A 21,903-nucleotide genomic window follows, 5' to 3' on the forward strand; every position below is an offset into this window, starting at 1 on the left:
ACTGTTCCTCCTATTCAATATTTTGTATCTGTTCTCTTATTTTTTCTATTTCACTTTTAATTTGAACTACAATATTTGTTATAGTTAAATCATTAGATTTTGAACCTATGGTATTTGTTTCTCTATTCATTTCTTGAACTAAAAATCAAGCTTCTTTCCTATTGGTTCATCTAAAGTTAAACTTTCTTTAAACTGTTTAACGTGACTTCTTAACCTAACTATTTCTTCTGTTATGTTACACTTGTCTGCAAAAATGCAACTTCGTTTAAAAGTCTTGCCTCATCAACTTCAACATTCTTTAAGAATTCTGATACTCTTTGATAAATTTTTTCTCTATACTCTTCAACAACTAAATCAGATCTTTCTTCTATTTTATCTACAAACTCTATTATTTTATCACATCTTATTAATAAATCCTCGCTTAATTTTATACCTTCTTTTTGCCTCATGTCAATAAACATATTTAAAGCATTTTCTAATGCATTCTTTAAAACATCCCAAATTTCCTCAGTAACTTCTTCCTTCTTTTCAATGCTTAAAACATCTTGGAATTTTGCTAACCTTGAAACTGTTATATCATTTTCTAAGCTTAATTTCTCACTCATAGCTTTAAAGGCATCACAGTATGCCTTTGCTATGTTTTCGTCAAGTTTTACTTCTATATCATCTTTGTTGAACTTATCCTGTGATACATAAACATCAATTTTACCTCTTGAAATATAAGTAGATATGTATTTTCTAATTTTGTCTTCCAACGACATTAAGTGTTTTGGATATCTAATGTTTATGTCTAAATACCTGTTATTTACTGATTTAAGTTCCACAGTAAATGCTCTGTTGTTTAATTCAGAGTATCCTCGTCCATACCCTGTCATACTCTTTACCACAATTTCACCTTCTAACCTTTAATCTTTATTTTTTCATTCTTTCTTATTATATCTAATGTATACATAATTTTTCAAGATTATTTTACAAATCTCCTATATAAATATGACTCCTTAAAGATTACATTGAGCTATTTCATAATATTTAGCAAGTCTTATTTTAGACTTTGAAAAGTCCGTATTCTGCACACAATGTATAGAACAAAGTAGCCCTCAAAGATGAGGGCATCTTAAGAATAGCACTTTTAAAACAAAAACTTATACTTAATTAACAAAACGAAGGAATCTTCAAGGAGCAAATCTTATCATAACTTTTTCAACAACCTTAGGAAATTTATTAAAATTCTATTGACTTTATATTTTCCATAGCCTCCCTCAATTCTTGACTATTACAGGTTAAGGATATTCTTGCAAATCCCTCTCCTCTATCTCCAAAGGCATTCCCTGGTGTAATTAAAATATGTGCCTTTTCTAAAAGCATTGTACAGAATTCTTCTGATTTATAATTGTCAGGTATCTTAAACCATACATAAAAGTTCCCTCAGAATCAAAAACAGTTAAGTTTTTGACCTTAAAGTATCTACAACTAATTTTCTTCTTTCATTATATATATCATTTATAAAATCAACATATATATCAGAAAAGTCCAGTGCAAAGGCTGCTGCCCTCTGTATTGGAATAAATTGTCCAGAATCAAAATTTGATTTAACAGAGACAATTTTATTTATTGCTTCTTTATTACCGACAACAAACCCAATTCTCCAACCAGTCATACTAAACATCTTAGAAAGACTTCCAAATTCAATTGCTATGTCCTTTGCTCCTTCAATCTGAAGAATACTCAATGGTTTTTGTGACTTAGATATAATTTCAACATAGGCCGCATCGTTTGCAATTAATATATTGTTTTCTTTTCCAAACTTTATTAACTTTGAAAAGAATTCTGTATTTGATACTGCACCTGTGGGATTATTTGGATAATTTGTAATGAGTATCTTTGCCTTTCTTTTTACTTCGTCATATATATTCTCTAATCGAGGCAAATATTTATCCCCATAGGTTAAAGGCATTGTATATACATTACATCCTGCTATATAGGCACTGGCTCTATAAACGGGATATGCAGGATCAGGTATTATAACATAGTCCTCTATATCCGTAAGTGCAAGAAACATATGTGCAATTCCCTCTTTTGAACCAATAAGCACTGCAACTTCATCTTTGTAATTTAAATCTACATTAAATCTTCTTTTATAATAATTTGATATAGATATTTTAAGTTCCTCAATTCCATCATAGGGTGGGTATTTGTGATAGTTTGGGTATTTTAAAGCCTCTGTTAAATAGTCAACGATAAATTCTGGCGTCTCAATATCTGGATCACCAATGCTTAAATCAATTACTTTTATTCCCTTGGCATTGTAATTAGTTTTTAATTCATCAAGTCTTGAAAAATATACTTTGGAACCCTATTTAATCTGTTAGACAATTTCAAAATAGGCTCTCTCCTAAAATTACTTTAATAATATAATATTCAAATTAAAATATTATGTCACAAAAGCAATCTTCCTTCACATATAAATTCAGCAGGTCCCTCCATATATACATAATCATCGTATAATATTTTTAGTTCTCCTAATTTTAAGTGAGCAATTACATCGTTGTTTGTTAATCCATTTATAAAAGTAGAAACAGCACCTGCACAGGTCCCTGTTCCACAGGCCAAAGTATATCCAGCTCCTCTTTCCCAAGTTCTGATTTTAATGTTTCCCTTATCAATAACCTTTACAAAATTAACATTAGTACCCTTTTTAAAAATATCCATTTTTTCAATTATTGGTCCATATTTTAGCACAGTTTCATCGTCTATTTCATCAACATATATTATTGTATGTGGAACTCCCATAACCATTGTAGTTGCTTTAAACTCCCTATCTAATACATTTAGCTTATAAAGTCTCCTGTCCTCTTCTATTATTGGTTTTCCCATATTAACCCTTATTGTTTTTACTTTTTCATTATCAAAAGTTAAAATCACCTCAAGTATGCCTGCTCCTGTTTCTACATTAAATTTTTGTTTTTTACTATACCCCTTTCATAAACATATTTACTAAAACACCTTAATCCATTTCCACACATTTCAGCTAAACTTCCATCTGAATTTATTATTGTCATCTTAATATCAGCACATTTTGACTCTTCAACTATTAGTATACCATCTGCACCTATACCTATGTGCCTATCACATACTTTTTTGCAAGCTCATTTAAATTTCTATTAATTTTTTCTTTTGCTTCAAAGATAATAAAATCATTTCCAAGCCCGTGCATTTTAACAAAATTCATATTATCTCCCCATTATAACTATTACATTTTATAATATATTATGTTATACTTATTTAAAAAGTCTACTGGAGGTTTTATTATGCCATTTGACGGATTAGTAACCTATAGCGTAATAAATGAACTTAAAGAATTTATAAACGGTAAAATAGATAAAATATATCAACCAAACAGTGAGGATATCGTATTAATACTAAGAAAAGAAAAAATACAAAAAACTTTTGATTTCAACAAATCCAACATCCTCAAGATTTAATCTAACAGAACAGAGCATTGAAAACCCCGTTAAACCACCTTCCTTTTGTATGGTACTTAGAAAATATGTACAAAACGGAAGAATTTTAAATATTGAACAGGTATCTCTTGATAGAATTTTAAAAATTTCTATAGAAGTAAAGGATGAACTTGGTTATCCTAATACATATTATCTAATATCTGAAATTATGGGAAAACACAGTAATATAATTCTTACTAATTCTGAATACATAATAGTTGATTCATTAAAACATATTGATTTTACTATAAGTTCTGTAAGACAAATTCTACCTAAACTTAAATACGAACTTCCACCAACAAAAACAAAAATTAACCCTCTACTTGTTACAAAAGAAGACTTTTTAAATATAATTAATGAAAATAAGTCTAAAAAATAGGAAAGGTATTAATAGATAATTTTTATGGGATAAGCAATATTTTTAGCCAAATGGTTTGTAAAAATAAAGGAGAAATTGAAATACTAAATCTATCAACCGATGATATTAATATTATTGCAAACAATTTCTTTTACTATATAGCAAAACTTAAATCCTACTCATTTGAATTTAATATTTTTATAAATGCTAAAGGTTCTAAGGATTTTTATGTGTTTAAAACAGGCAATGAATCCGATGAAACTTTTTATAACAAACCAAGCGAAATGATAGATGCCTTCTATTTTAATAGAAGTTCTGAAATAACAATAAAACAAAAATACAAGGATTTATATAAATTAGTACAATCTTTATATGAAAAAACTAATAAAAAGATTGAATCCTATGTAAATAAAATAGAAGAATGCAAAGAATTTGATAAATATAAACTTTATGCTGAACTTATATTAGCAAATCAATATACTATTAACGTTAATAGCGATGCTATTATGCTTCAAAATTACTATGATGAAAATCTAAATTTAATTGAAGTACCTTATATAAAAGGTATGACACCAATTGAAGTGTCCCAGCAGTATTATAAAAAATACAACAAAAACAAGAATACCTATGAAATGTTAAGTAAAAATTTAGAAGACTCCTTTAAAGAAAAGGAATATCTTGAAACAGTTCTAATAAATTTAGAAAATGCTACAGATTCTGAAACAATTGAAGAGATAAGAAGTGAGTTAATTATAAACGGTTTTATTAAACGCAAAATATCAAATAAATCAACAAAGTCGCAACCTATGCATTTTGTATCCTCCGACGGATACGATATATATGTCGGTAAAAGCAACCTACAGAACGACTTTTTGACTTTAAAATTTGCCTCCCAGGAGGACATTTGGATGCATACTAAAAATATACCTGGGTCCCATATTATTATAAAATCTAAAAATGGTGAAGTGTCAGATACTGCACTATTAGAAGGAGCTCTTCTTGCTGCTTATTACAGCAAAGCAAAAATTCAACTAACGTTCCTGTTGATTATACAGAAAGAAAAAATGTAAAAAAGCCAAACGGTGCAAAACCCGGAATGGTAATTTATTATACAAATAAAACAATATACATTACCCCATCAAGTGAAAAATAGAAAAAATAAAGAGGCTTACATAGCCTCTTTATTTTTCTGAAATAAGAACTACATCCTCTCCATCTATTTCCTTAAGATGCACGTGTACAATCTCCGACAAAGATGTAGGAACATTTTTTCCAACATAATCTGCTCTGATTGGAAGTTCTCTATGGCCTCTATCTATTAAAACAGCAAGCTGAATTGATTTAGGTCTTCCTATATCCACAATTGCATCTAATGCTGCCCTTACAGTTCTTCCTGTAAACAAAACATCATCCACTAATATTATCTTTTTATTTTTTATATCAAAATCAATCTTAGTATCGTTAATCTTTGGGTCTTCATATTTTTCTGTTAAGTCGTCTCTGTATAACGTTATATCAAGTATACCAACTGGTATATCTACTCCTTCAAATTGATTTATAAACTCAGCAATTCTTTTTGCTATTGGTACTCCCCTTGTTTTTATTCCAACCAAAGCTATGTCAGATACGCCTTTATTCTTTTCTATTATTTCGTGGGATAATCTTACAAGTGTTCTTCTTATTGAATTTTCATCTAATAGTTTTGCCTTTATATTCATAAACTCACCACCTATTATTTCATATTACGTAATTTATTTAATAATTCTATAAAATAATCTGGAGGAGTCGAAGTAAACTCCATATATTCCTTCTTAGTTGGATGAATAAAACCTAATGTAGTAGCGTGAAGTGCCTGACCCTGTAATTTATACTTCTGTTTTTTATAACCATAAACTGGGTCTCCAACCAAAGGATGACCTATAGAACTCATATGAACACGAATTTGATGAGTTCTTCCTGTTTTAAGTTTGCATTGTATGTACGTATTCTCTTTAAATCTCTCAAGTACATTAAAATGAGTTACAGCCTCTCTTCCACCTTCAACTATTGCCATCTTTTTTCTTTCAACTGGATGCCTTGCAATAGGTTTATTTATAGTTCCTGCCTCTTCCTTAATTACCCCTTCAGTAATTGCCAAGTATATTCTATTAACAGAATGCTCCTTAATTTGTTCTGCTAAGCTTCTATGAGCTATATCGTTTTTGCTACAACCAAAACTCCTGAAGTATCCTTATCAATTCTGTGAACAATACCAGGTCTTATTACCCCATTTATCGATGAAAGGTTTTTACAATGATACAACAATGCATTAACAAGAGTACCTGAATAATTGCCTGGTGCAGGATGTACAACCATACCTTGCGGCTTATTAACTACAACAATATCATCATCTTCATACAAAATATTAATCGGTATATCTTCAGGTTCAACCTTTAACATAACAGGTTCTGGTAAATTTAATAGTATCTCATCCTCTTCTTTTAGCTTGTAGTTATTTTTAACTACTTTTTCATTAACAGTAACATTACCATTATTAATAATCTTTTGAATTTGAGACCTTGACATATTTTCTATCATTTCAGCTAAATAAACATCTATTCTTTTACCAACATTGTCTATATCTACAATAAAATTCATAGACTGTGTCTGCATCTATTACATCACCTCTGTTTATCAAAGAATATCAATTTAATTGATAGTAAAACTGCTCCAATTGAAACATATATATCTGCAAAATTAAATACAGGCCAATCAAATATATTCTTTATATAAAAATGTATAAAATCCACAACATAATTTAAATATATTCTATCAATTAAATTGCCTATAGCTCCAGATATAACTAAAACAAGACAAAAATCAATAAATCTATCTTTACCCTTATTTTTAAATAAATAATAAATAAGTCCAAGTACAACTATTGAAGTAAAGCCTATTAATATTATCTTCTTATCTCTAAATATTCCAAAGGCAGCACCTCTATTTTCTACATAAACAAGATTTAAATACCCATTAATTAAATTTATAGGTTGTTTTACGATTAAATATTTTTTGCAATATATTTAGTTAATTGATCTAATAAAACTAATAGAATTATTAAAAATTCCATTTTATCCACCCCATTCTAACACTCAAAATTAAATATTTTAATAATAAATGATTTATATATTAATTTAATCTTTCTCCTTATTTTGCCCGTGCATTTTACCATTTCGTCTGCACATTGGACATCTATTGTCTTCTAAATCAATATCACAGATTCTATAATCCCCTCCTTCTATTTTAAGAGTTTTTCCATTTACAATAAAATCTGCAAGCTTTTTCTACCCTCTTCATATATTCTTTGTATAGTTGAACGGGCAACTCCCATTCTTTCTGCTGTTTCTTCTTGGCTTAAATTTTCTAAGTCTATCAATCTTATTGCTTCATATTCCTCTACTGACATATAAACAAATTTGTTTTCATCATTTTTCATAGCAGGACCAAACTCATTTACTTTTGGTAGACAGCATACCCTTCTATGCTTCCTTGGTCTTGGCACTTTTATCCCTCCCTCTAAAAGTTACATTTTCTATTTTATCATAAAAACTCCAATTATATAATGCCTTTATTACAAAACTAAAATAAAAAGTGCTATGGTTAATTGGCCTGCAAATTTTATTGCAACTTTGCCAATAAACATAGCACTTTTACTATAGGTTTTTAATTCTCATTTCTTCTACAGAATCTACCGCATCCCCTGCCACGTCTATCTCTTCTGCATTGTACATTGTCTTGATTATTTCCACATCTTCCAAGTCCACGCCCCGTTCTTGGTCCTCTACCATCTGGTCCTGTTCCATCTCTTCTTGGCATATTCTTAACCTCCTTTTTGGGTATATGTTCATTTCAATTTTATTGTACTACCTTTTTGGGTATATGTCAATAAACAAAAAGTAGTTTATTCTAATAAACTACCAGATTGTTGACAAACACAAAAGATGCATTGATTATGAAATTGCCCCTTGAAAGGATTTCAAATTGGCATATTTCATAAGCTTTAGCAAGTGCATCTTTAGACTTTGAAAAAGTCCGTAATTCGGCACACGATGTGCCGAGCCGAGCGGCCCTCACGGATGAGGGCATCGCGAGAGTAGGACTTTTTCAAACAAAGAAAAGCTTACACTTGATTAGCGAAATGAAGGAATGCCAAGGAAATCCTTCAAGGGGCCAAACATATTATAGCTTTTTCAACAGCCTCGTAGTTTATTCTAATAAACTACTTTTTATTACTACAACTACTGCATACACCCACAAGCATAATATCAGCATCTTGAACTTCTACATCAAAATTATTTTCTACTAAGTTATTTAATTTAATATATTCTAATATCAAATTTTTATCGTTAATATCTAAAATATTTTTGCAGTATTTACATATAAAATGAACGTGTAACACCTTACCACTGTATATCTTTAATTCATAGTAACTTGTATTGTCTATTTTTATTCTCTTTAATATTCCAAGTTCGGTAAAAGAATTAAGTGCTCTATATACAGTTGCAAGTCCTATATTTTTGTTCTTAACTAAGTTAAATATTTCATTTGCTGATATATGTCTATTTACTTCTAAAATCGTTTCCAATATTAATTGCTTTTGTTTTGTAAACTTTTGTCCAGATTCTTCTATAATTTTTCTATACCTTTCTATCATCTCTGACATATCAACATCCCACAACTTTAAAATTAATGACAATGTCCTTCATGTTGGTGTTCTCTACAAATGCTTCCACTCGACTTTAATTCACCATTAATATAATTTATAACAACATCATCGCATAAACCAGATACACCAACTATAACTTCTATTCCATTTTCATTAAATAGCATCTGAGCTGTTTCTCCCATTCCACCTGCTATTATTACATTAACACCTAAATCCTTTAAAAATACTGGTAAAAATCCTGGTCTGTGTCCTGGGTTGTCTCTAAACTCTGAATTTAAAATCTTATTGTCCTCTACATCATAAATTCTAAATCCTTCACAATGTCCAAAGTGAGCACTAACATTTTTACCTTCGCAGGCTACGGCTATTTTCATATCTTTTCCTCCTTTATTTTTAATTTTAAAAATTCCCACATTTCTCTTATAGCTTTATTGGCACTGCTTTCATCATAATCTGTAATAGGTTTTAAGTTGTTGATAGACTCCATAACCGTTTCATCAAAGGGTATTCTACCTAATATCAAAATATTGTTATTTTGAGCAAAGTCTTCTATATCCTTTGTAACCTCTAAATTTATATCATATTTATTAATACATATATAACTATTTATTCCAAAATGTTTGCATAGAGAATATACTCTTTTAAATCTTCCAATCCAGACTTTGTAGGTTCGGTTACAATTAACGCAACATTGCTACCTGTAATTGAAGATATTACAGGACAACCAATACCAGGTGAACCATCTATAATTGTTATTTTATTTTCTTTATTATATCTTTTCGCATTTTCCCTAAGCTGTGTTATAAGCTTGCCTGAGCCATCAGCTCCAATCTCCATTTCAGCCCTGGAAAGCAAACCTTTTTCTAGCTTTGTAACAAATACATCTGCTGTTTTTTCGTCCTCTAATGATATTGCGTTAGAGCTACAAACCAAACTACATAAGCCACATCCTTCACAACTAAAGGAATCTACAGTATATTCCCCCTTCTTCATCTCAATAGCGTCAAACTTGCAGACTTCTTTACACTTACCACATTTAACACAAATACTACTATCTATAGTTGCCTTTTTACTACCTAAAAATCCTTTTTCTCAATATCTTCTCCATCATAGTACAAATAAAAGTTAGGTGCATCTACATCACAATCCACCCTAATTACATCCCTTGCTAATTCTGAAAGGGCATTTGCAATTGTAGTCTTACCCGTGCCTCCTTTACCACTTAAAACAACTAATTCCACGGCAGCACCTCCCTTATGCTGTTTGCCAAACCATCAAATATTTTTTATGTTCTTCATCAAAATACATCAAATTACCCTTTGAATATAGTTTGGCCGTGTTTCTACTAAAGGGTATAGTTCCTAATATGTTAATATTGTTATCCCTGCAATATTTTTTATTATATTTTCTTTTCCGTCATCTTTGTTTATCACAACTCCAAAGGGTTTATCAAATATTTTAACAAGTTCTACCGCAAGTTTTAGATCGTGTAGTCCAAAATTAGATGGTTCTGTTACAAGCACTGCAAAGTCAGAAAATTTTAATGTATTTACAACATTACAGGAGGTACCTGGAGGACAGTCAATAACATTAACTTGATTCTTATTAACAGAATTAAGCAACGCTTTAATTACTGGAACTGCCATTGGCTCTCCAATGTTAAGTATTCCCTGCTTAACTCTTAAACCGTAGGCACTACCTGATTCAATTCTACCAATTACTCGTTTTTTATAATCTATTGCTCCTGATTTACAAACAAATTGGCAGGCTCCACAGCTATGGCACAACTTATCAAAAACTAATACATTTTCCTTTACCTTAGCAAGTGCATTAAAGTTACAAACTTTAACACACTTGCCGCAACCTACACATTTATCTTTGTTTATTATTGGATATTCTTCTTCAACCTCAAAAATTTCATCAATATTAGGTTTAAAAAACAAAAATCCATTTGGTTCTTCAACATCACAATCAACATAATTTGCATTTAGAGAAATTGCTAAATTAGTTGAAACAGTCGTTTTACCTGTTCCGCCTTTTCCACTTAATACAGCAATAATCAAGGTAATTACCTCCTAAATCACATACCGTGGTGAGCTGGGCCAGCCACATTAATTTCCTCTAATTCTTTTGCTCTTAACTTTTTAATAACTTCTACAATGCTCATCTCACTACATTTATAAGCCTTAATACCTGCTTTGTTTATAAGTTCAAAAGCATTAGGTCCTAAGCTTCCAGTTATTAAAGCATCTACTCCTTCATCTATTATTTGCTGGGCAGCTGTAATTCCTGCTCCACCCCTGATTTTTGACCTTCATTTTCTAATACTTTTACTTCTCCATTGTCAAGATTATGAATTTGAAAATATTTGCACCTTCCAAATCTTACATCCATAAAATCGCTTTTATCTTTTCCTGTAGCCGATATTGCTACTTTCATTTTAACATCTCCTTTATCTATTAATTTTTGTTAATGCATCAAGTGAAGCTGCATTTATTGGATAAGCAATTGGTGAAGATGTTAATAGTGGATGTGTTGCTACTTGGAATGTATTTAATTCATTAGCAGTTAATCCCTTTTGGATTGCAAGGCTTAATATATTTATCATCTCACCAACACTTTCTCCTCCAACTACTTGAGCACCAATTAAAACCCCAGAAGTTTTTGAGAACATAAGCTTTAATTCAATTTTACTTGTATTTGGTAATGACCCTGGATGTTTATCCATTGTTGCAAATCTTCCTATAACATAATCAAATCCCTCTTCTTTTGCTCTTCGTTCTGTTAAGCCTGCTGCAGCAAATGTTTTATTAAATACCTTAGTAGAAAAAGCACTTATTGTTCCCCTATTTTCCCTTACAAACTTTATACCATAAAGATTTGTAGCCGCAACCTTTGCTTCCATAGCAGCTGTTGATGCAAGTAGTATTGGAACATTTTTATTCGTAAAGAAACATCTTTTTCAGCACAATCACCAACTGCAAATATATCTTTTTCACTTGTTCTCATATATTCATCAACAAGAATAGCACCTTTTTCATTTAATTTTAGACCTAATTGTTTTGCAAGTTCTGAATTAGGAACTACCCCCATTCCTAAAATAACAGCATCTGCTTTTATCTTTTCTCCATTTTCAAATTCTACTTCTTCAACTTTATTATTTCCTAAAATAGACTTAACCTTTGTTCCAACCTTTAATTTAATGCCATTATTAATCATTTCTTGTTGTGCTAATTCAGCATATTCATCATCAAAGGCCTGCCATAAAATCTTATCTGCAACTTCAACTAAAGTAACATTCTTATCGTTAATCTTTAACTGTTCAGCAAATTCAACTCCAATAAATCCACCACCAATAACAACAATATCCTTCATTCCTTTTATTCTGTTCAATATATCTGCAAGGTATTCTTCATCTTTAATTATTGGAAAAACATTTTGCAAGTCATATCCATTAATAAATTTTGGTATTATAGGAAGTGAACCAGTTGCTAAAACTAATTTATCAAAACTTATTTCTTCTCCACTGACTAATTTAGCTACTTTATTTTCTTTATCTATGTTTATTACCTCATCAATTATTAGTTCAACCCCAGCATTTTTTACCATTTCATCAGGTATCCTATTTTTGATGTATCATTTAATGTACCAAATATGTAAGGTATACCGCAAGGAACCATAACACTCTTGTTTTTTCTTACCATAACAACCTTTTTATCTGGATACATTTTCCTTGATGTAGTTGCAGTTAAAATACCTCCTGCACTACCTCCTATTACTAAAATATCTGCATTTATCATCTTAACCCCTCCATATATTATTATTAGCATTTGCTATTTTAATATTACACCTATTTTTGGTTATTGTCAAATGCTTATTATATAATTACAATAGAATGATAATTACTATAAAATAAAAAGCCACATATTTTAAGTTTTGTGGCTTTTTATTTTATACTCTTATGGCAACTGATTTTTATATTGCTGATTACTAATATTTTCTACCCACTCAACAGTACCTGGTATTTGTTCATCATCATAATTTAGCTTTGCGTGTTTCATTCTATTAAAATTACCCACTTGCTGCCAAGCATCCTCTCCATCATATTCATTTTCATCGCTTACATCTCTAAAGCTTCTTCCAAAGGGAAATCCTAATACTTCCTCCTCAACTGGCCTATCAGGTTTGAATGTACTGTAGCCTAACTTATCATTCATACATTTTTGCAAGTAGAAACATAAGGAATAGCTTCTAATCTGTCCTTTTCTATTTCACCACCACATACTTCACAAATTCCATAGGTTCCATCCTCAATATTTTTTAATGCTGCATCAATCTTTGCTAAAATATTCTTTTCATTTTCAAATAATGCATAACCTCTTTCTTTATCGTATACTTCTGTTGCCATATCTGCAGGATGGTTATCTATAGTTGAAAGCTCACTTAATTCCTCCCTTTGACCTTCCTTTATACCATTTTCCTCCATATCATTTATCGTATTTAAAATGTCTCCTCTCTTTTTAAGAGATCCTGTTTATATTTATCAAATTTATTATCCTTCATAGTACCATCTCCTTATTTAATATTTAGTTGAACAAGTTTTACAACCTCTGCTACAAACCCTCCAATAATAGGAAGATTCAAAACCACTAACTTCTGTAATAGATATATAACAAAGGCACCTAAAATAGCAAAACCAAAGGCAATCCCAAATCCTCTTGCAACTCCTGAAAAAAATTTAAAGCAATCATTCTATAAGGATTTTGCATTAAATCAACATAATCTCCAATTCTTGATTTTTCAAGTTGTAAACATACTTTATTCAAAAGTTCTTCTGTTTTTCTATTATCTTCTCCCATAACAATTCCCTCCATACATATATTTTTTATAGTTGAGTAAATTTATGCATTAATATTGTTTATGTTTATCATTTATGATAATATCATTTATTATGCAAAATAAAAAAGGCTAACATACTTCAATGTTAGCCTCAACTCTAATTTATACACATATAAATTCTGTTACATTCCTCTATTATTTGTTTTAACTCCCTAAATCAATCGTTTGGTCAGAATCAGAAAAAGCTTTATCTGGATTAATATGTGCTTCAATTATTAATCCATCTGCTCCTGCTGCAATTGCTGCTCTACTCATTGGACGCACAAGCTCTCGTCTTCCTGTGCCGTGGCTTGGATCTACTATAACCTTTAGTTTTGTCTTCTGCTTAATTACCGGAATAGCATTTAAATCAAGTGTATTTCTTGTATAGGTTTCAAAGGTCCTTATTCCTCTTTCACATAATATAATGTCATTATTACCCTCTAATGCTATGTATTCAGCGGCATTTAGCCATTCTTCTATAGTTGCACTAAAGGCTCTTTTTAATAAAACTGTTTTTTAGTTTGACCAACTTCTCTAAGCAGAGGATAATTATACATATTTCTTGTACCTATTTGCAGTACATCAACCACTTCAAGCATATACTCAACATCGCGGACATCTAAAACCTCTGAAACAATTTTAAAACCATATCTTTCCTTAATACTCTTTAAAATTTCAATTCCTTCATCCTTAAGACCCTGAAAACTGTAGGGTGATGTTCTTGGTTTAAATGCCCCTCCCCTTAGATATTCTATGTTTAACTCCTTTAAACCTTCTGCTATACTATTCATTGAATCATAATCTTCAACACTACAAGGGCCAGCTATAATCAGGGGTCTTTCCTGTTTTACAGTTACATTTTTATCCTTTAAAACCCTTTTTAATTTCATATTTTCACCTACATTGCTCTTAACATATTAGAAAGTATTCCTATTGAATTTTCAATTGCTTTATTCATAAATGTTGGATAATCTACATGTGCACTTCCATCAGCCTTGTCTGAAATAGATCTTAAAACTACAAAAGGAACAGAATTCAAATAACAAACGTGTGCTATTGCAGCACCCTCCATTTCAACCGCATAGGCATTAAATTTTTCTCTAAAATACTGAATCTTTTCTCTTGAATTAATAAATTGATCACCAGATATAATTCTTCCACTATAAACTTTAAACTCATTAAGAGCTTCAGCACTTCTAACTGCAATTTGAACTAATTTTTCATCGGCCTTAAAGGAATAAACCTCCATCCTTGGAACTTGACCTACTTCATACCCAAAAGCAGTTGTGTCAAAATCGTGATGCACAAGATCAGTAGAAACCACAACATCTCCAACGTTTATTTCACTATAGACTCCACCTGCTATACCAGTATTTATAACTACATCAACATTAAAATCATCAATAAGTATCTGAGTACATACAGCTGCATTTACTTTACCTATGCCACTTCTAACTACAACTACCTCTTTTCCTAAAAACTTTCCCAAATAAAACTCCATACTTGCCTTTTTTCTATTCTTTCAACTTCCATTGACTCCTTTATCTTAATAACCTCTTCATCCATTGCACCTATTATACCTATTCTCATACTTACCTCCTATTATATTCTTGTATATTTTGTATAATCATATCAGCCTTTACATCAGTTGTTATTATAGCACGACCTATACCCTGTGGCAAAACAATTTTTATATTATTATCCACATTTTTTTATCTTTACAGATAATGTCCTTAAGTAACTTATAGTTTTCTATTTCTATTTCTGTTGGAAGTTCAAAATACTCAAGTATTTTTATTAGTCTCTCAAACATATTCTTTGTAATCAAATTTCTTTTCAATGCAATATAACTTTCATAAACCATACCAATCGCAACAGCTTCTCCGTGAAGTATATTAAAGTTGAATAATGTTTCAATTGCGTGCCCTATCGTATGGCCAAAATTTAAAATATGTCTCTCACCTAAATCCAATTCATCCTTTTCTACTATTCCTGCCTTTAGTTTAACACATTCTGAGATAATATATTTTAATTTATCTATTCCCTTTCCTAATTGATTTTTTATTTTCCTCTATAAATCTAAAAAGATTTTCGTCAAGAGATAAACCATATTTTATTACCTCAGCCATTCCATTTTTAAAATTCTTATAATCTAAGGTTTTTAATAGATTTACATCTACATATACTAAGGCAGGCTGATAGAAGGTTCCAATTATATTTTTATGCCGTCTAAATTAAACCCGTTTTTTCCTCCAACACTACTGTCAGTTTGAGAAATAATTGTAGAAGGAACATAAACTAAATGCGTACCTCTTTTATAGGTAGATGCTACAAATCCTGCAATATCCCCAACTACTCCTCCTCCAAAGGCTATTATAGTACACCTTCTATCAACATTATATTTTAGAAGTACCCTATAAATATCAAGTATTGTTTCAATTCTTTTACTTTCTTCACCGGCCTTTACAATATACTTACCTATTATTTTATTCTCAAAGTTTTTAAAATAATCTTTATAAATTGATTCAACCCTTTCATCGGTTATAATAAATATTTTTCCAATCTTTTTTTGCTCAAACCAAAAGTTCAATTGAGCATTGGTGGATGTAACAATAACACTATAGGGATTTTTAAGATTAACCTTTATCTCCTTCATATTAACACCTCAAAAATAAGGATAGCCTGTAAATGCTATCCTTATTATACAATAAAATATTTTATTTTAAAACACTCACACATCTTGAACATAAAGTTGGATGTTCACTATCCTGTCCTACAGTTTCGCTGTACACCCAGCATCTTTCACACTTTTCACCAGATGCAACAGATACAACAACAGCAAGTTCCTTATTCTCTTCACTTCTAAATGTATATTCCACTCCATCCTTTATTCCTTCATAAAGTTCAACTTTAGATACTATAAATACTGTTTGTAGATAGTCTCTAACCTCATTTAAGAATTTATATGTGTCACCCTCTGCATATATTTCTACCTTTGCATTTAAAGAGTGTCCAATTAATTTATTGTTTCTTGCAATTTCAAGAGCCTTAGCAACTTCTCCTCTGATATTTAGAATATTATCCCATCTCTTTTCAAGTTCTTCATCCACATATTCTTCTAATACCTTTGGCCAGTCTGCTAATAGAACACTGTCAACCTTTTCTCCTTCAACGTGTGGCATATACTTCCATATTTCATCTGCTGTGAAGGATAAAACAGGAGCTATCATCTTAACAAGTGAATTTAAAATTCTATACATTACTGTTTGTGCTGCTCTTCTTTCCTTAGAATCTGGTTTTTCTGTATAAAGTCTGTCCTTAATTATATCTAAATAGAAGTTACTCATATCAACTACACAGAAATTGTGTATTGCGTGGTATAGAATATGGAATTCATATCTTTCATAGGCTTCTGTAACTTCCTTTGTTAAATGTTGAAGTTTAAGTAGTGCCCACTTATCAAGTTCATTCATCTCTTTATAATCTACCATATCTTTATTTGGATCAAAATCATATAGATTACCTATCATATATCTTGCAGTATTTCTAATCTTTCTATAAACCTCTGAAAGTTGCTTTAATATATCCTTTGATATTCTAACATCACTCTTATAGTCGGCAGAGGATACCCAAAGTCTTAAAACATCTGCACCATATTCCTTGATTACATCCATTGGGTCAATTCCATTTCCAAGAGATTTTGACATCTTCTTTCCTTCTCCATCAACAACCATACCGTGAGTTATTACTGTTCTATATGGTGCTCTTCCTCTTGTTGCAACAGAAGTTAAAAGCGATGATTGGAACCAACCTCTATATTGATCGTTTCCTTCAAGGTACATATCAGCAGGCCAACTTAAATCATCTCTTGTTTCAAGAACACCTGCGTGGCTGGAACCTGAATCAAACCAAACGTCCATAATGTCTTTTTCTTTTCTAAACTTTTGTCCACCACATTCACACTTGGTGTTTTCTGGAAGAAGATCCTTAGCATCCATTTCAAACCAAGCGTCAGAACCCTTTTCCTTAAATATTTCTACAACCTTTGCTATTGTTTCCTCAGTAATTAGTTCCTTTCCACAATCCTCGCAATAGAATATTGGAATTGGAACACCCCATATTCTTTGTCTTGAGATACACCAGTCTCCTCTATCTTGAACCATACTTGCTATTCTATCTTCTCCCCAACCTGGTATCCATTCAACATCCTTAACAGCATCAACTGCTTCTTTTCTAAATCCATCTATTGAAGCAAACCACTGTTCAGTTGCTCTAAATATTATTGGATTTTTACATCTCCAGCAGTGTGGATAGGAGTGAGTTATTCTTTCTTCTGCAAGAAGCATATTTGATTCCTTTAAATCCTGTAATATTGCCTTATTACCTTCCTTATAAGTCAAACCTTCATATTTTCCAGCCTTTTCAGTAAATCTTCCCTTGCATCTACAGGATTTAAAACCTCTAACTTATACTTCATTCCAATTTCAAAGTCCTCTTGACCGTGTCCAGGTGCAGTATGAACACAACCTGTACCTGATTCTAATGTTACGTGCTCGCCTACAATAACAAGTGATTCTCTATCTATAAATGGATGATAACATACTTGACCTTCTAATTCGCTTCCCTTAAATGTCGCAAGTATTTCTTCATTTTCAAGATTTGCAGCCTTCTTAACTGCCTCAAGCAATTCTTTTGCTATTACATAAACTTCATCATTAAACTTAGCAAGAACATATTCAAAATCTGGACCTAAGCAGATTGCAAGGTTTGCAGGTAGAGTCCAAGTTGTTGTTGTCCAAATTACATAATATATATTATTTAAATCTACATTTACATTCTTAAATAGCCCCTTATCATCCTTAACTCTAAACTTAACATAGATTGAATTTGACGTTTCATCTGCATATTCAATCTCTGCCTCAGCAAGGGCAGTTTCACAGGATGGACACCAATATACAGGCTTTAAGCCCTTGTAGATGTAACCCTTTTTAGCCATCTCGCCAAACACTTCTATTTGTTTTGCTTCAAATTCTGAGTTAATGTTAAATATGGATTTTCAAAATCACCAATAACCCCAAGTCTCTTAAATTGTTCCTTTTGTCTCTCTACTTGGCTTAATGCATAATCCTTACACATTCCTCTAAATTTAACAGGATCAACGTCATTAACCTTTATACCAAGTTTCTTTATTGCCTGAAGTTCTATAGGAAGACCGTGAGTATCCCAACCTGGTACATAGGGTGAATAGAAGCCCTTCATTGTTTTATATCTTACTATAATATCCTTTAAAACTTTATTAAGTGTATGACCTAAATGAATGTCCCCATTTGCATAAGGAGGCCCATCGTGTAGAATGAAGGATTGATTATTCTTATTCTTTTCAAGTGCCTTCTTATAAATATTCTTACTATCCCATTCTTCAAGCATTACAGGTTCTTTTTGTGGTAAATTTGCACGCATAGCAAACTCGGTTTGTGGTAGATTAAGTGTTTTACTATAATCCATTATAATACCTCCCTTTTCAATTTTATCCAATAAAAACAGACCTATGCCACTGGGGCGAAGGTCTGTCCGCGGTACCACCCATATTTATAACTCATTAAGATAACGGCATACACCGGCTCAGCCTACTTAGTTCAGCCTGCAACTCAAGGGTGATTTTCAACAAAGTTAGTTTATGGGCTCTCACCAAATCCCACTCTCTGTAAAACATCCTTTGTCTACTCGTCCCTGTCATCGTTTTTTATATTTACCCATAAATATACAATAAACTAAAAATTATGTCAAGTAATTATTTTTGATTTATTATGTATTCCTTTTCAAGATTTTCAAGTTCTGATTGTAAAAGTGCTCTAAATCTATTTTTGAACATATTATACTCATTCTTTAATATTTCATATTCTTTATTTATCTCAAGAACTCTTTCTTCAGCCTTTTTATAAGTTCATTTGCAGACTCTTGAGCATTTTTTATAATAAGCTCTGCCTCCTTTTTGAACTCTCCTTTGCTTGGTCTGCTGCAGACTGTGCAAGCAGCAATGTATTCTGCAGTGTACTTTCTAAGTTCACATAATGATTTAATTTTTCATTTAAAGCTTCAATTTTTTCCTTTAAATTTAAATTTTCTTTATATAACTTTTCATAATCTTCACTTAACTGTTCTAAAAATCCTCCACCTCATCAACGTCATATCCTCTTAATACCTTTTTAAATTCTTTATTTATAATTTCATTTGGCGTTATTGTCATTATAATTCCTCCTTTATACGTATTTTTTATAGATAGAACAAGCCTTTGACTTTTTGTATTTCTAATAACAGAACTAAATATAAACCTTCCAAATCCCTTAACTGATACTATATCTCCATCATTTAATTTATAGCTTTGGTCATCGTTAGATATATAGTTTATTTTTACATTCCCTTGTTTTATAAGAGATGATGCTTCACTTCTTGAAAGATTGTATACTTCAGAAATTACTGCATCTATTCTTAAAGATGCTGCATTAACCACAATTTCTTTAAAGAACTGTACTCTTTCTCTTGCTTCTTCAAAGGTAATCTTTTCAAGTTTTATACCTGTATGCTTTATTTTATTTAAGTTAAAGACAATATAATCACTTAACTCTTTAGAAACATATATTTCTGCTCCATCATCAAAAACATTTATGTCGCCTATCTTTTCCCTTTTAATTCCCAAAGACAGCAATGCACCAAGATAGTCCCTATGACTTAGCTTTTCAAATTTAAAATTTCCATTAACCTTAATTATATCAATAGGAAAATCAACATCTAACTCTACCTTACTTATAAGGGCAACTGCCCTCTCAAAATTTCCTTTACCACCAAAATATCTTAAATGTATTTCCTTTTCCTTTGAAATTAAATTTAAGAAATACTGTTCGTCTGGCGTTAAAAAATCTGTAAACTCCTCCTGCCAAGTTCTATTAACTCTATTTACTATATCAATTAATTTGATGTATGCATCTTTTTTTCTTCGTTTCTTTTTAAAAATACGTCTATATTCATTCTCATCACCATATTATAAAAGTATAGATTTAACAAATTCTAAAAATAGAATTGCCAACATAGGTGAAAAATCTACAGGAGTATTAGGTAAAAGTTTAAATTGAAGTCTATAGAAGGGCTCTTTAATAGGATCTATTATAACCCCTATTAATCTAACTATCTGGTTATTGTGCCTATTTGGTACAACCCACGATAAAAGGGCGTCAAAGAATATAAGAAATTCTAATAGGTTTACAAATCTTAAAAAGGCATATCTTAATGAATATATCATCTTTTACCTCCCTTTATTCCATCAAAAATATATCGCTTTTACTCAATATGTTTTTTAACTCATTTTCTATTTGAACTCCCTTAGGTGTTATCAAATATATTCCTCTTTCATTATCAATCTTTTGCAAAGTACATTCAAGTGCATAAACAGCACCTGAAACCGCATCTAAAAGCCTTCTTCCAATACTTTTATCTACATCTGCTATATTCATAATAACTATGTTCTTAACCTTTAATGCATCTATCAAATCCTCCATATCATCTCCTAATGTTTGAGGATTTTTACAACTATTTTTGGAGTTATAGTTTTACTTTTTATACTTACTATTTTACCCTTTGTTTCTCTAATTTCCTCAAAATCAACATCTTCTTCAGTCTCTTCAACCTGATTTTCTATTTTCTCAACTTGTTCTTCCTCATCAACAATTCCAATTGAACCAAGCAGCTTATTTAACACATTACTCATTATTAACTTCCTCCTTATTGTAATCTCTTTCACCAAAAATACCTGTTCCTATCCTTATTATATTTGCTCCTTCCTCTATTGCAACTTCATAATCATCTGTCATTCCCATTGAAAGGTATTCAATATCAAAGTTATGGTAATTCAAATTTTTATTTCCTCAAACAATTGCTTCATCTTTTTAAAATAAAATCTGGTTGTATCAATATCTTCATTAGGTGGTATACACATAATACCCTTTATTCTTATATTTTTAAATTCAGATAACCTTTTACAAAACTCAAATAATTCTTCTTCATAAATACCATATTTTGTTTCTTCTTTACCAATGTTTATCTGTATAAGCACATCCATTATTTTATTTATCTTCTCAGCTCTTTTATTTATTTCAACTGCAAGTTCATAATCATCAAGAGAATGTATAAGTTCAACTTTATCTATTATATATTTAACCTTATTTTTTGTAAATGTCCTATAAAATGCCATTTTACATCCTTAACTTCTTCATACTTTTTAGAAATTCCTGAACTTTACTTTCACCAAAGACATAAAGGCCTGCCTTTTTAGCTTCAATAATCTTCTCTGATGGATGTGTCTTTGAAACTCCAACTAATATTATATCCTCCATATTTTTAGCACATCTATCACAAACAGCTTTAATTCTTTCCTCTATATGTCTTATATTATCGGCAATCCCCAT

The 21,903-nt window shown here is 30.8% G+C and carries 19 protein-coding genes, 15 pseudogenes and 1 other annotated feature; of the genes and pseudogenes, 2 read left to right on the forward strand and 32 right to left on the reverse strand.

Features of this window, described 5'->3' with window-relative positions:
- Window positions 1-10: 10 nt before the first annotated feature.
- From PL321_RS17295 to dapF, 4 genes and pseudogenes are all read right to left on the reverse strand, one after another.
- Window positions 11-887, reverse strand: a pseudogene (locus PL321_RS17295) (YicC/YloC family endoribonuclease).
- A 334-nt stretch (window positions 888-1,221) separates the two neighbouring features.
- Window positions 1,222-1,410 (reverse strand): annotated as a pseudogene (locus PL321_RS17300) (aminotransferase class I/II-fold pyridoxal phosphate-dependent enzyme); the annotation flags it as partial.
- Window positions 1,411-1,441: 31 nt separating this feature from the next.
- Window positions 1,442-2,293, reverse strand: coding sequence for an aminotransferase class I/II-fold pyridoxal phosphate-dependent enzyme (locus PL321_RS17305; RefSeq protein WP_337961216.1), 852 nt, complete (start codon window positions 2,291-2,293; stop codon window positions 1,442-1,444).
- A gap of 143 nt (window positions 2,294-2,436) precedes the next feature.
- A pseudogene (dapF, locus tag PL321_RS17310) lies at window positions 2,437-3,229 on the reverse strand (diaminopimelate epimerase).
- Between the two features lie 79 nt (window positions 3,230-3,308).
- Here dapF and PL321_RS17315 point away from each other — a divergent pair.
- Both PL321_RS17315 and PL321_RS17320 read left to right on the forward strand, forming a co-directional pair.
- Window positions 3,309-3,879, forward strand: a pseudogene (locus tag PL321_RS17315) (NFACT family protein).
- Window positions 3,880-3,929: 50 nt separating this feature from the next.
- A complete protein-coding gene (locus PL321_RS17320) occupies window positions 3,930-4,928 on the forward strand; it encodes an NFACT RNA binding domain-containing protein (protein WP_337960872.1) in 999 nt (332 codons plus the stop codon).
- Between the two features lie 111 nt (window positions 4,929-5,039).
- On the opposite strand, the gene pyrR is transcribed toward PL321_RS17320, so the two are convergent.
- The 28 genes and pseudogenes from pyrR to PL321_RS21950 form a co-directional block, all read right to left on the reverse strand.
- Window positions 5,040-5,576 carry a bifunctional pyr operon transcriptional regulator/uracil phosphoribosyltransferase PyrR gene (gene pyrR / locus PL321_RS17325; RefSeq protein WP_273962790.1) on the reverse strand — a complete coding sequence of 179 codons (537 nt, stop codon included), beginning with the start codon at window positions 5,574-5,576 and terminating at the stop codon, window positions 5,040-5,042.
- Window positions 5,577-5,590: 14 nt separating this feature from the next.
- Window positions 5,591-6,510, reverse strand: a pseudogene (locus PL321_RS17330) (RluA family pseudouridine synthase).
- An 8-nt stretch (window positions 6,511-6,518) separates the two neighbouring features.
- Window positions 6,519-6,920 carry a signal peptidase II gene (gene lspA / locus PL321_RS21945; RefSeq protein ID WP_443110837.1) on the reverse strand — a complete coding sequence of 134 codons (402 nt, stop codon included), beginning with the start codon at window positions 6,918-6,920 and terminating at the stop codon, window positions 6,519-6,521.
- A gap of 111 nt (window positions 6,921-7,031) precedes the next feature.
- Window positions 7,032-7,399, reverse strand: a pseudogene (locus PL321_RS17335) (DUF134 domain-containing protein).
- Between the two features lie 161 nt (window positions 7,400-7,560).
- Window positions 7,561-7,713, reverse strand: coding sequence for a DUF5320 domain-containing protein (locus PL321_RS17340; RefSeq protein WP_273962791.1), 153 nt, complete (start codon window positions 7,711-7,713; stop codon window positions 7,561-7,563).
- A 403-nt stretch (window positions 7,714-8,116) separates the two neighbouring features.
- Entirely contained in the window at window positions 8,117-8,593 is a 477-nt protein-coding gene (locus PL321_RS17345) for a Fur family transcriptional regulator (protein WP_273962792.1), read from the reverse strand.
- Entirely contained in the window at window positions 8,584-8,937 is a 354-nt protein-coding gene (locus tag PL321_RS17350; protein ID WP_273962793.1) for a NifB/NifX family molybdenum-iron cluster-binding protein, read from the reverse strand. The genes PL321_RS17345 and PL321_RS17350 overlap by 10 nt, the downstream gene beginning before the upstream one ends.
- Window positions 8,934-9,804: pseudogene (locus tag PL321_RS17355) on the reverse strand (ATP-binding protein). Before PL321_RS17355 ends, PL321_RS17350 begins: the two are co-directional and overlap by 4 nt.
- Window positions 9,795-10,626, reverse strand: a pseudogene (locus PL321_RS17360) (P-loop NTPase). The pseudogenes PL321_RS17355 and PL321_RS17360 overlap by 10 nt, the downstream one beginning before the upstream one ends.
- Window positions 10,627-10,643: 17 nt before the next feature.
- Window positions 10,644-11,002: pseudogene (locus PL321_RS17365) on the reverse strand (NifB/NifX family molybdenum-iron cluster-binding protein).
- Window positions 11,003-11,015: 13 nt separating this feature from the next.
- Entirely contained in the window at window positions 11,016-11,468 is a 453-nt protein-coding gene (locus PL321_RS17370) for a hypothetical protein (RefSeq protein WP_273962794.1), read from the reverse strand.
- On the reverse strand, window positions 11,429-12,172 hold the full coding sequence (locus PL321_RS17375; protein ID WP_273962795.1) for an NAD(P)/FAD-dependent oxidoreductase: 744 nt from the start codon (window positions 12,170-12,172) through the stop codon (window positions 11,429-11,431). Before PL321_RS17375 ends, PL321_RS17370 begins: the two co-directional genes overlap by 40 nt.
- Window positions 12,166-12,363 (reverse strand): FAD/NAD(P)-binding oxidoreductase, encoded by a 198-nt coding sequence (locus PL321_RS17380; RefSeq protein WP_273962796.1) that lies wholly within the window; start codon window positions 12,361-12,363, stop codon window positions 12,166-12,168. The genes PL321_RS17375 and PL321_RS17380 overlap by 7 nt, the downstream gene beginning before the upstream one ends.
- A 159-nt stretch (window positions 12,364-12,522) precedes the next feature.
- A complete protein-coding gene (locus PL321_RS17385; protein WP_273962797.1) occupies window positions 12,523-12,780 on the reverse strand; it encodes a hypothetical protein in 258 nt (85 codons plus the stop codon).
- A complete protein-coding gene (locus tag PL321_RS17390) occupies window positions 12,777-13,049 on the reverse strand; it encodes a TraR/DksA C4-type zinc finger protein (RefSeq protein ID WP_273962798.1) in 273 nt (90 codons plus the stop codon). The genes PL321_RS17385 and PL321_RS17390 overlap by 4 nt, the downstream gene beginning before the upstream one ends.
- Before the next feature lie 89 nt (window positions 13,050-13,138).
- Window positions 13,139-13,270, reverse strand: a complete 132-nt coding sequence (locus PL321_RS17395) for a DUF5665 domain-containing protein (RefSeq protein ID WP_337961217.1) — start codon at window positions 13,268-13,270, stop codon at window positions 13,139-13,141.
- Window positions 13,246-13,422, reverse strand: coding sequence for a hypothetical protein (locus tag PL321_RS17400; protein ID WP_273962799.1), 177 nt, complete (start codon window positions 13,420-13,422; stop codon window positions 13,246-13,248). The genes PL321_RS17395 and PL321_RS17400 overlap by 25 nt, the downstream gene beginning before the upstream one ends.
- A gap of 184 nt (window positions 13,423-13,606) precedes the next feature.
- Window positions 13,607-14,334, reverse strand: a pseudogene (aroF, locus tag PL321_RS20435) (3-deoxy-7-phosphoheptulonate synthase).
- An 8-nt stretch (window positions 14,335-14,342) separates the two neighbouring features.
- A pseudogene (locus PL321_RS17415) lies at window positions 14,343-15,034 on the reverse strand (5'-methylthioadenosine/adenosylhomocysteine nucleosidase).
- Window positions 15,035-15,134: 100 nt separating this feature from the next.
- On the reverse strand, window positions 15,135-15,509 hold the full coding sequence (locus PL321_RS17420; protein ID WP_337961218.1) for a 3-dehydroquinate synthase family protein: 375 nt from the start codon (window positions 15,507-15,509) through the stop codon (window positions 15,135-15,137).
- Window positions 15,478-16,100 (reverse strand): annotated as a pseudogene (locus PL321_RS17425) (3-dehydroquinate synthase). Before PL321_RS17425 ends, PL321_RS17420 begins: the two are co-directional and overlap by 32 nt.
- A 61-nt stretch (window positions 16,101-16,161) precedes the next feature.
- Window positions 16,162-18,949 (reverse strand): annotated as a pseudogene (gene ileS / locus PL321_RS17430) (isoleucine--tRNA ligase).
- A gap of 47 nt (window positions 18,950-18,996) precedes the next feature.
- Window positions 18,997-19,190 (reverse strand) — a binding site (T-box leader).
- A 223-nt stretch (window positions 19,191-19,413) separates the two neighbouring features.
- A pseudogene (locus PL321_RS17435) lies at window positions 19,414-19,551 on the reverse strand (DivIVA domain-containing protein); the annotation flags it as partial.
- A gap of 53 nt (window positions 19,552-19,604) precedes the next feature.
- A complete protein-coding gene (locus PL321_RS17440; protein WP_337961219.1) occupies window positions 19,605-20,456 on the reverse strand; it encodes a YlmH/Sll1252 family protein in 852 nt (283 codons plus the stop codon).
- Window positions 20,457-20,483: 27 nt separating this feature from the next.
- Window positions 20,484-20,741, reverse strand: coding sequence for a YggT family protein (locus PL321_RS17445; RefSeq protein WP_273962802.1), 258 nt, complete (start codon window positions 20,739-20,741; stop codon window positions 20,484-20,486).
- Between the two features lie 13 nt (window positions 20,742-20,754).
- Window positions 20,755-20,997: a cell division protein SepF gene (sepF, locus tag PL321_RS17450; protein WP_273962804.1), complete on the reverse strand. Its 243-nt coding sequence runs from the start codon at window positions 20,995-20,997 to the stop codon at window positions 20,755-20,757.
- Window positions 20,998-21,005: 8 nt separating this feature from the next.
- On the reverse strand, window positions 21,006-21,206 hold the full coding sequence (locus tag PL321_RS17455) for a hypothetical protein (RefSeq protein WP_273962805.1): 201 nt from the start codon (window positions 21,204-21,206) through the stop codon (window positions 21,006-21,008).
- Window positions 21,199-21,903: pseudogene (locus PL321_RS21950) on the reverse strand (YggS family pyridoxal phosphate-dependent enzyme). The gene PL321_RS17455 and the pseudogene PL321_RS21950 overlap by 8 nt, the downstream one beginning before the upstream one ends.

Source organism: Caloramator sp. mosi_1 (assembly GCF_028622835.1).
GTDB lineage: Bacteria > Bacillota > Clostridia > Clostridiales > Caloramatoraceae > Thermobrachium.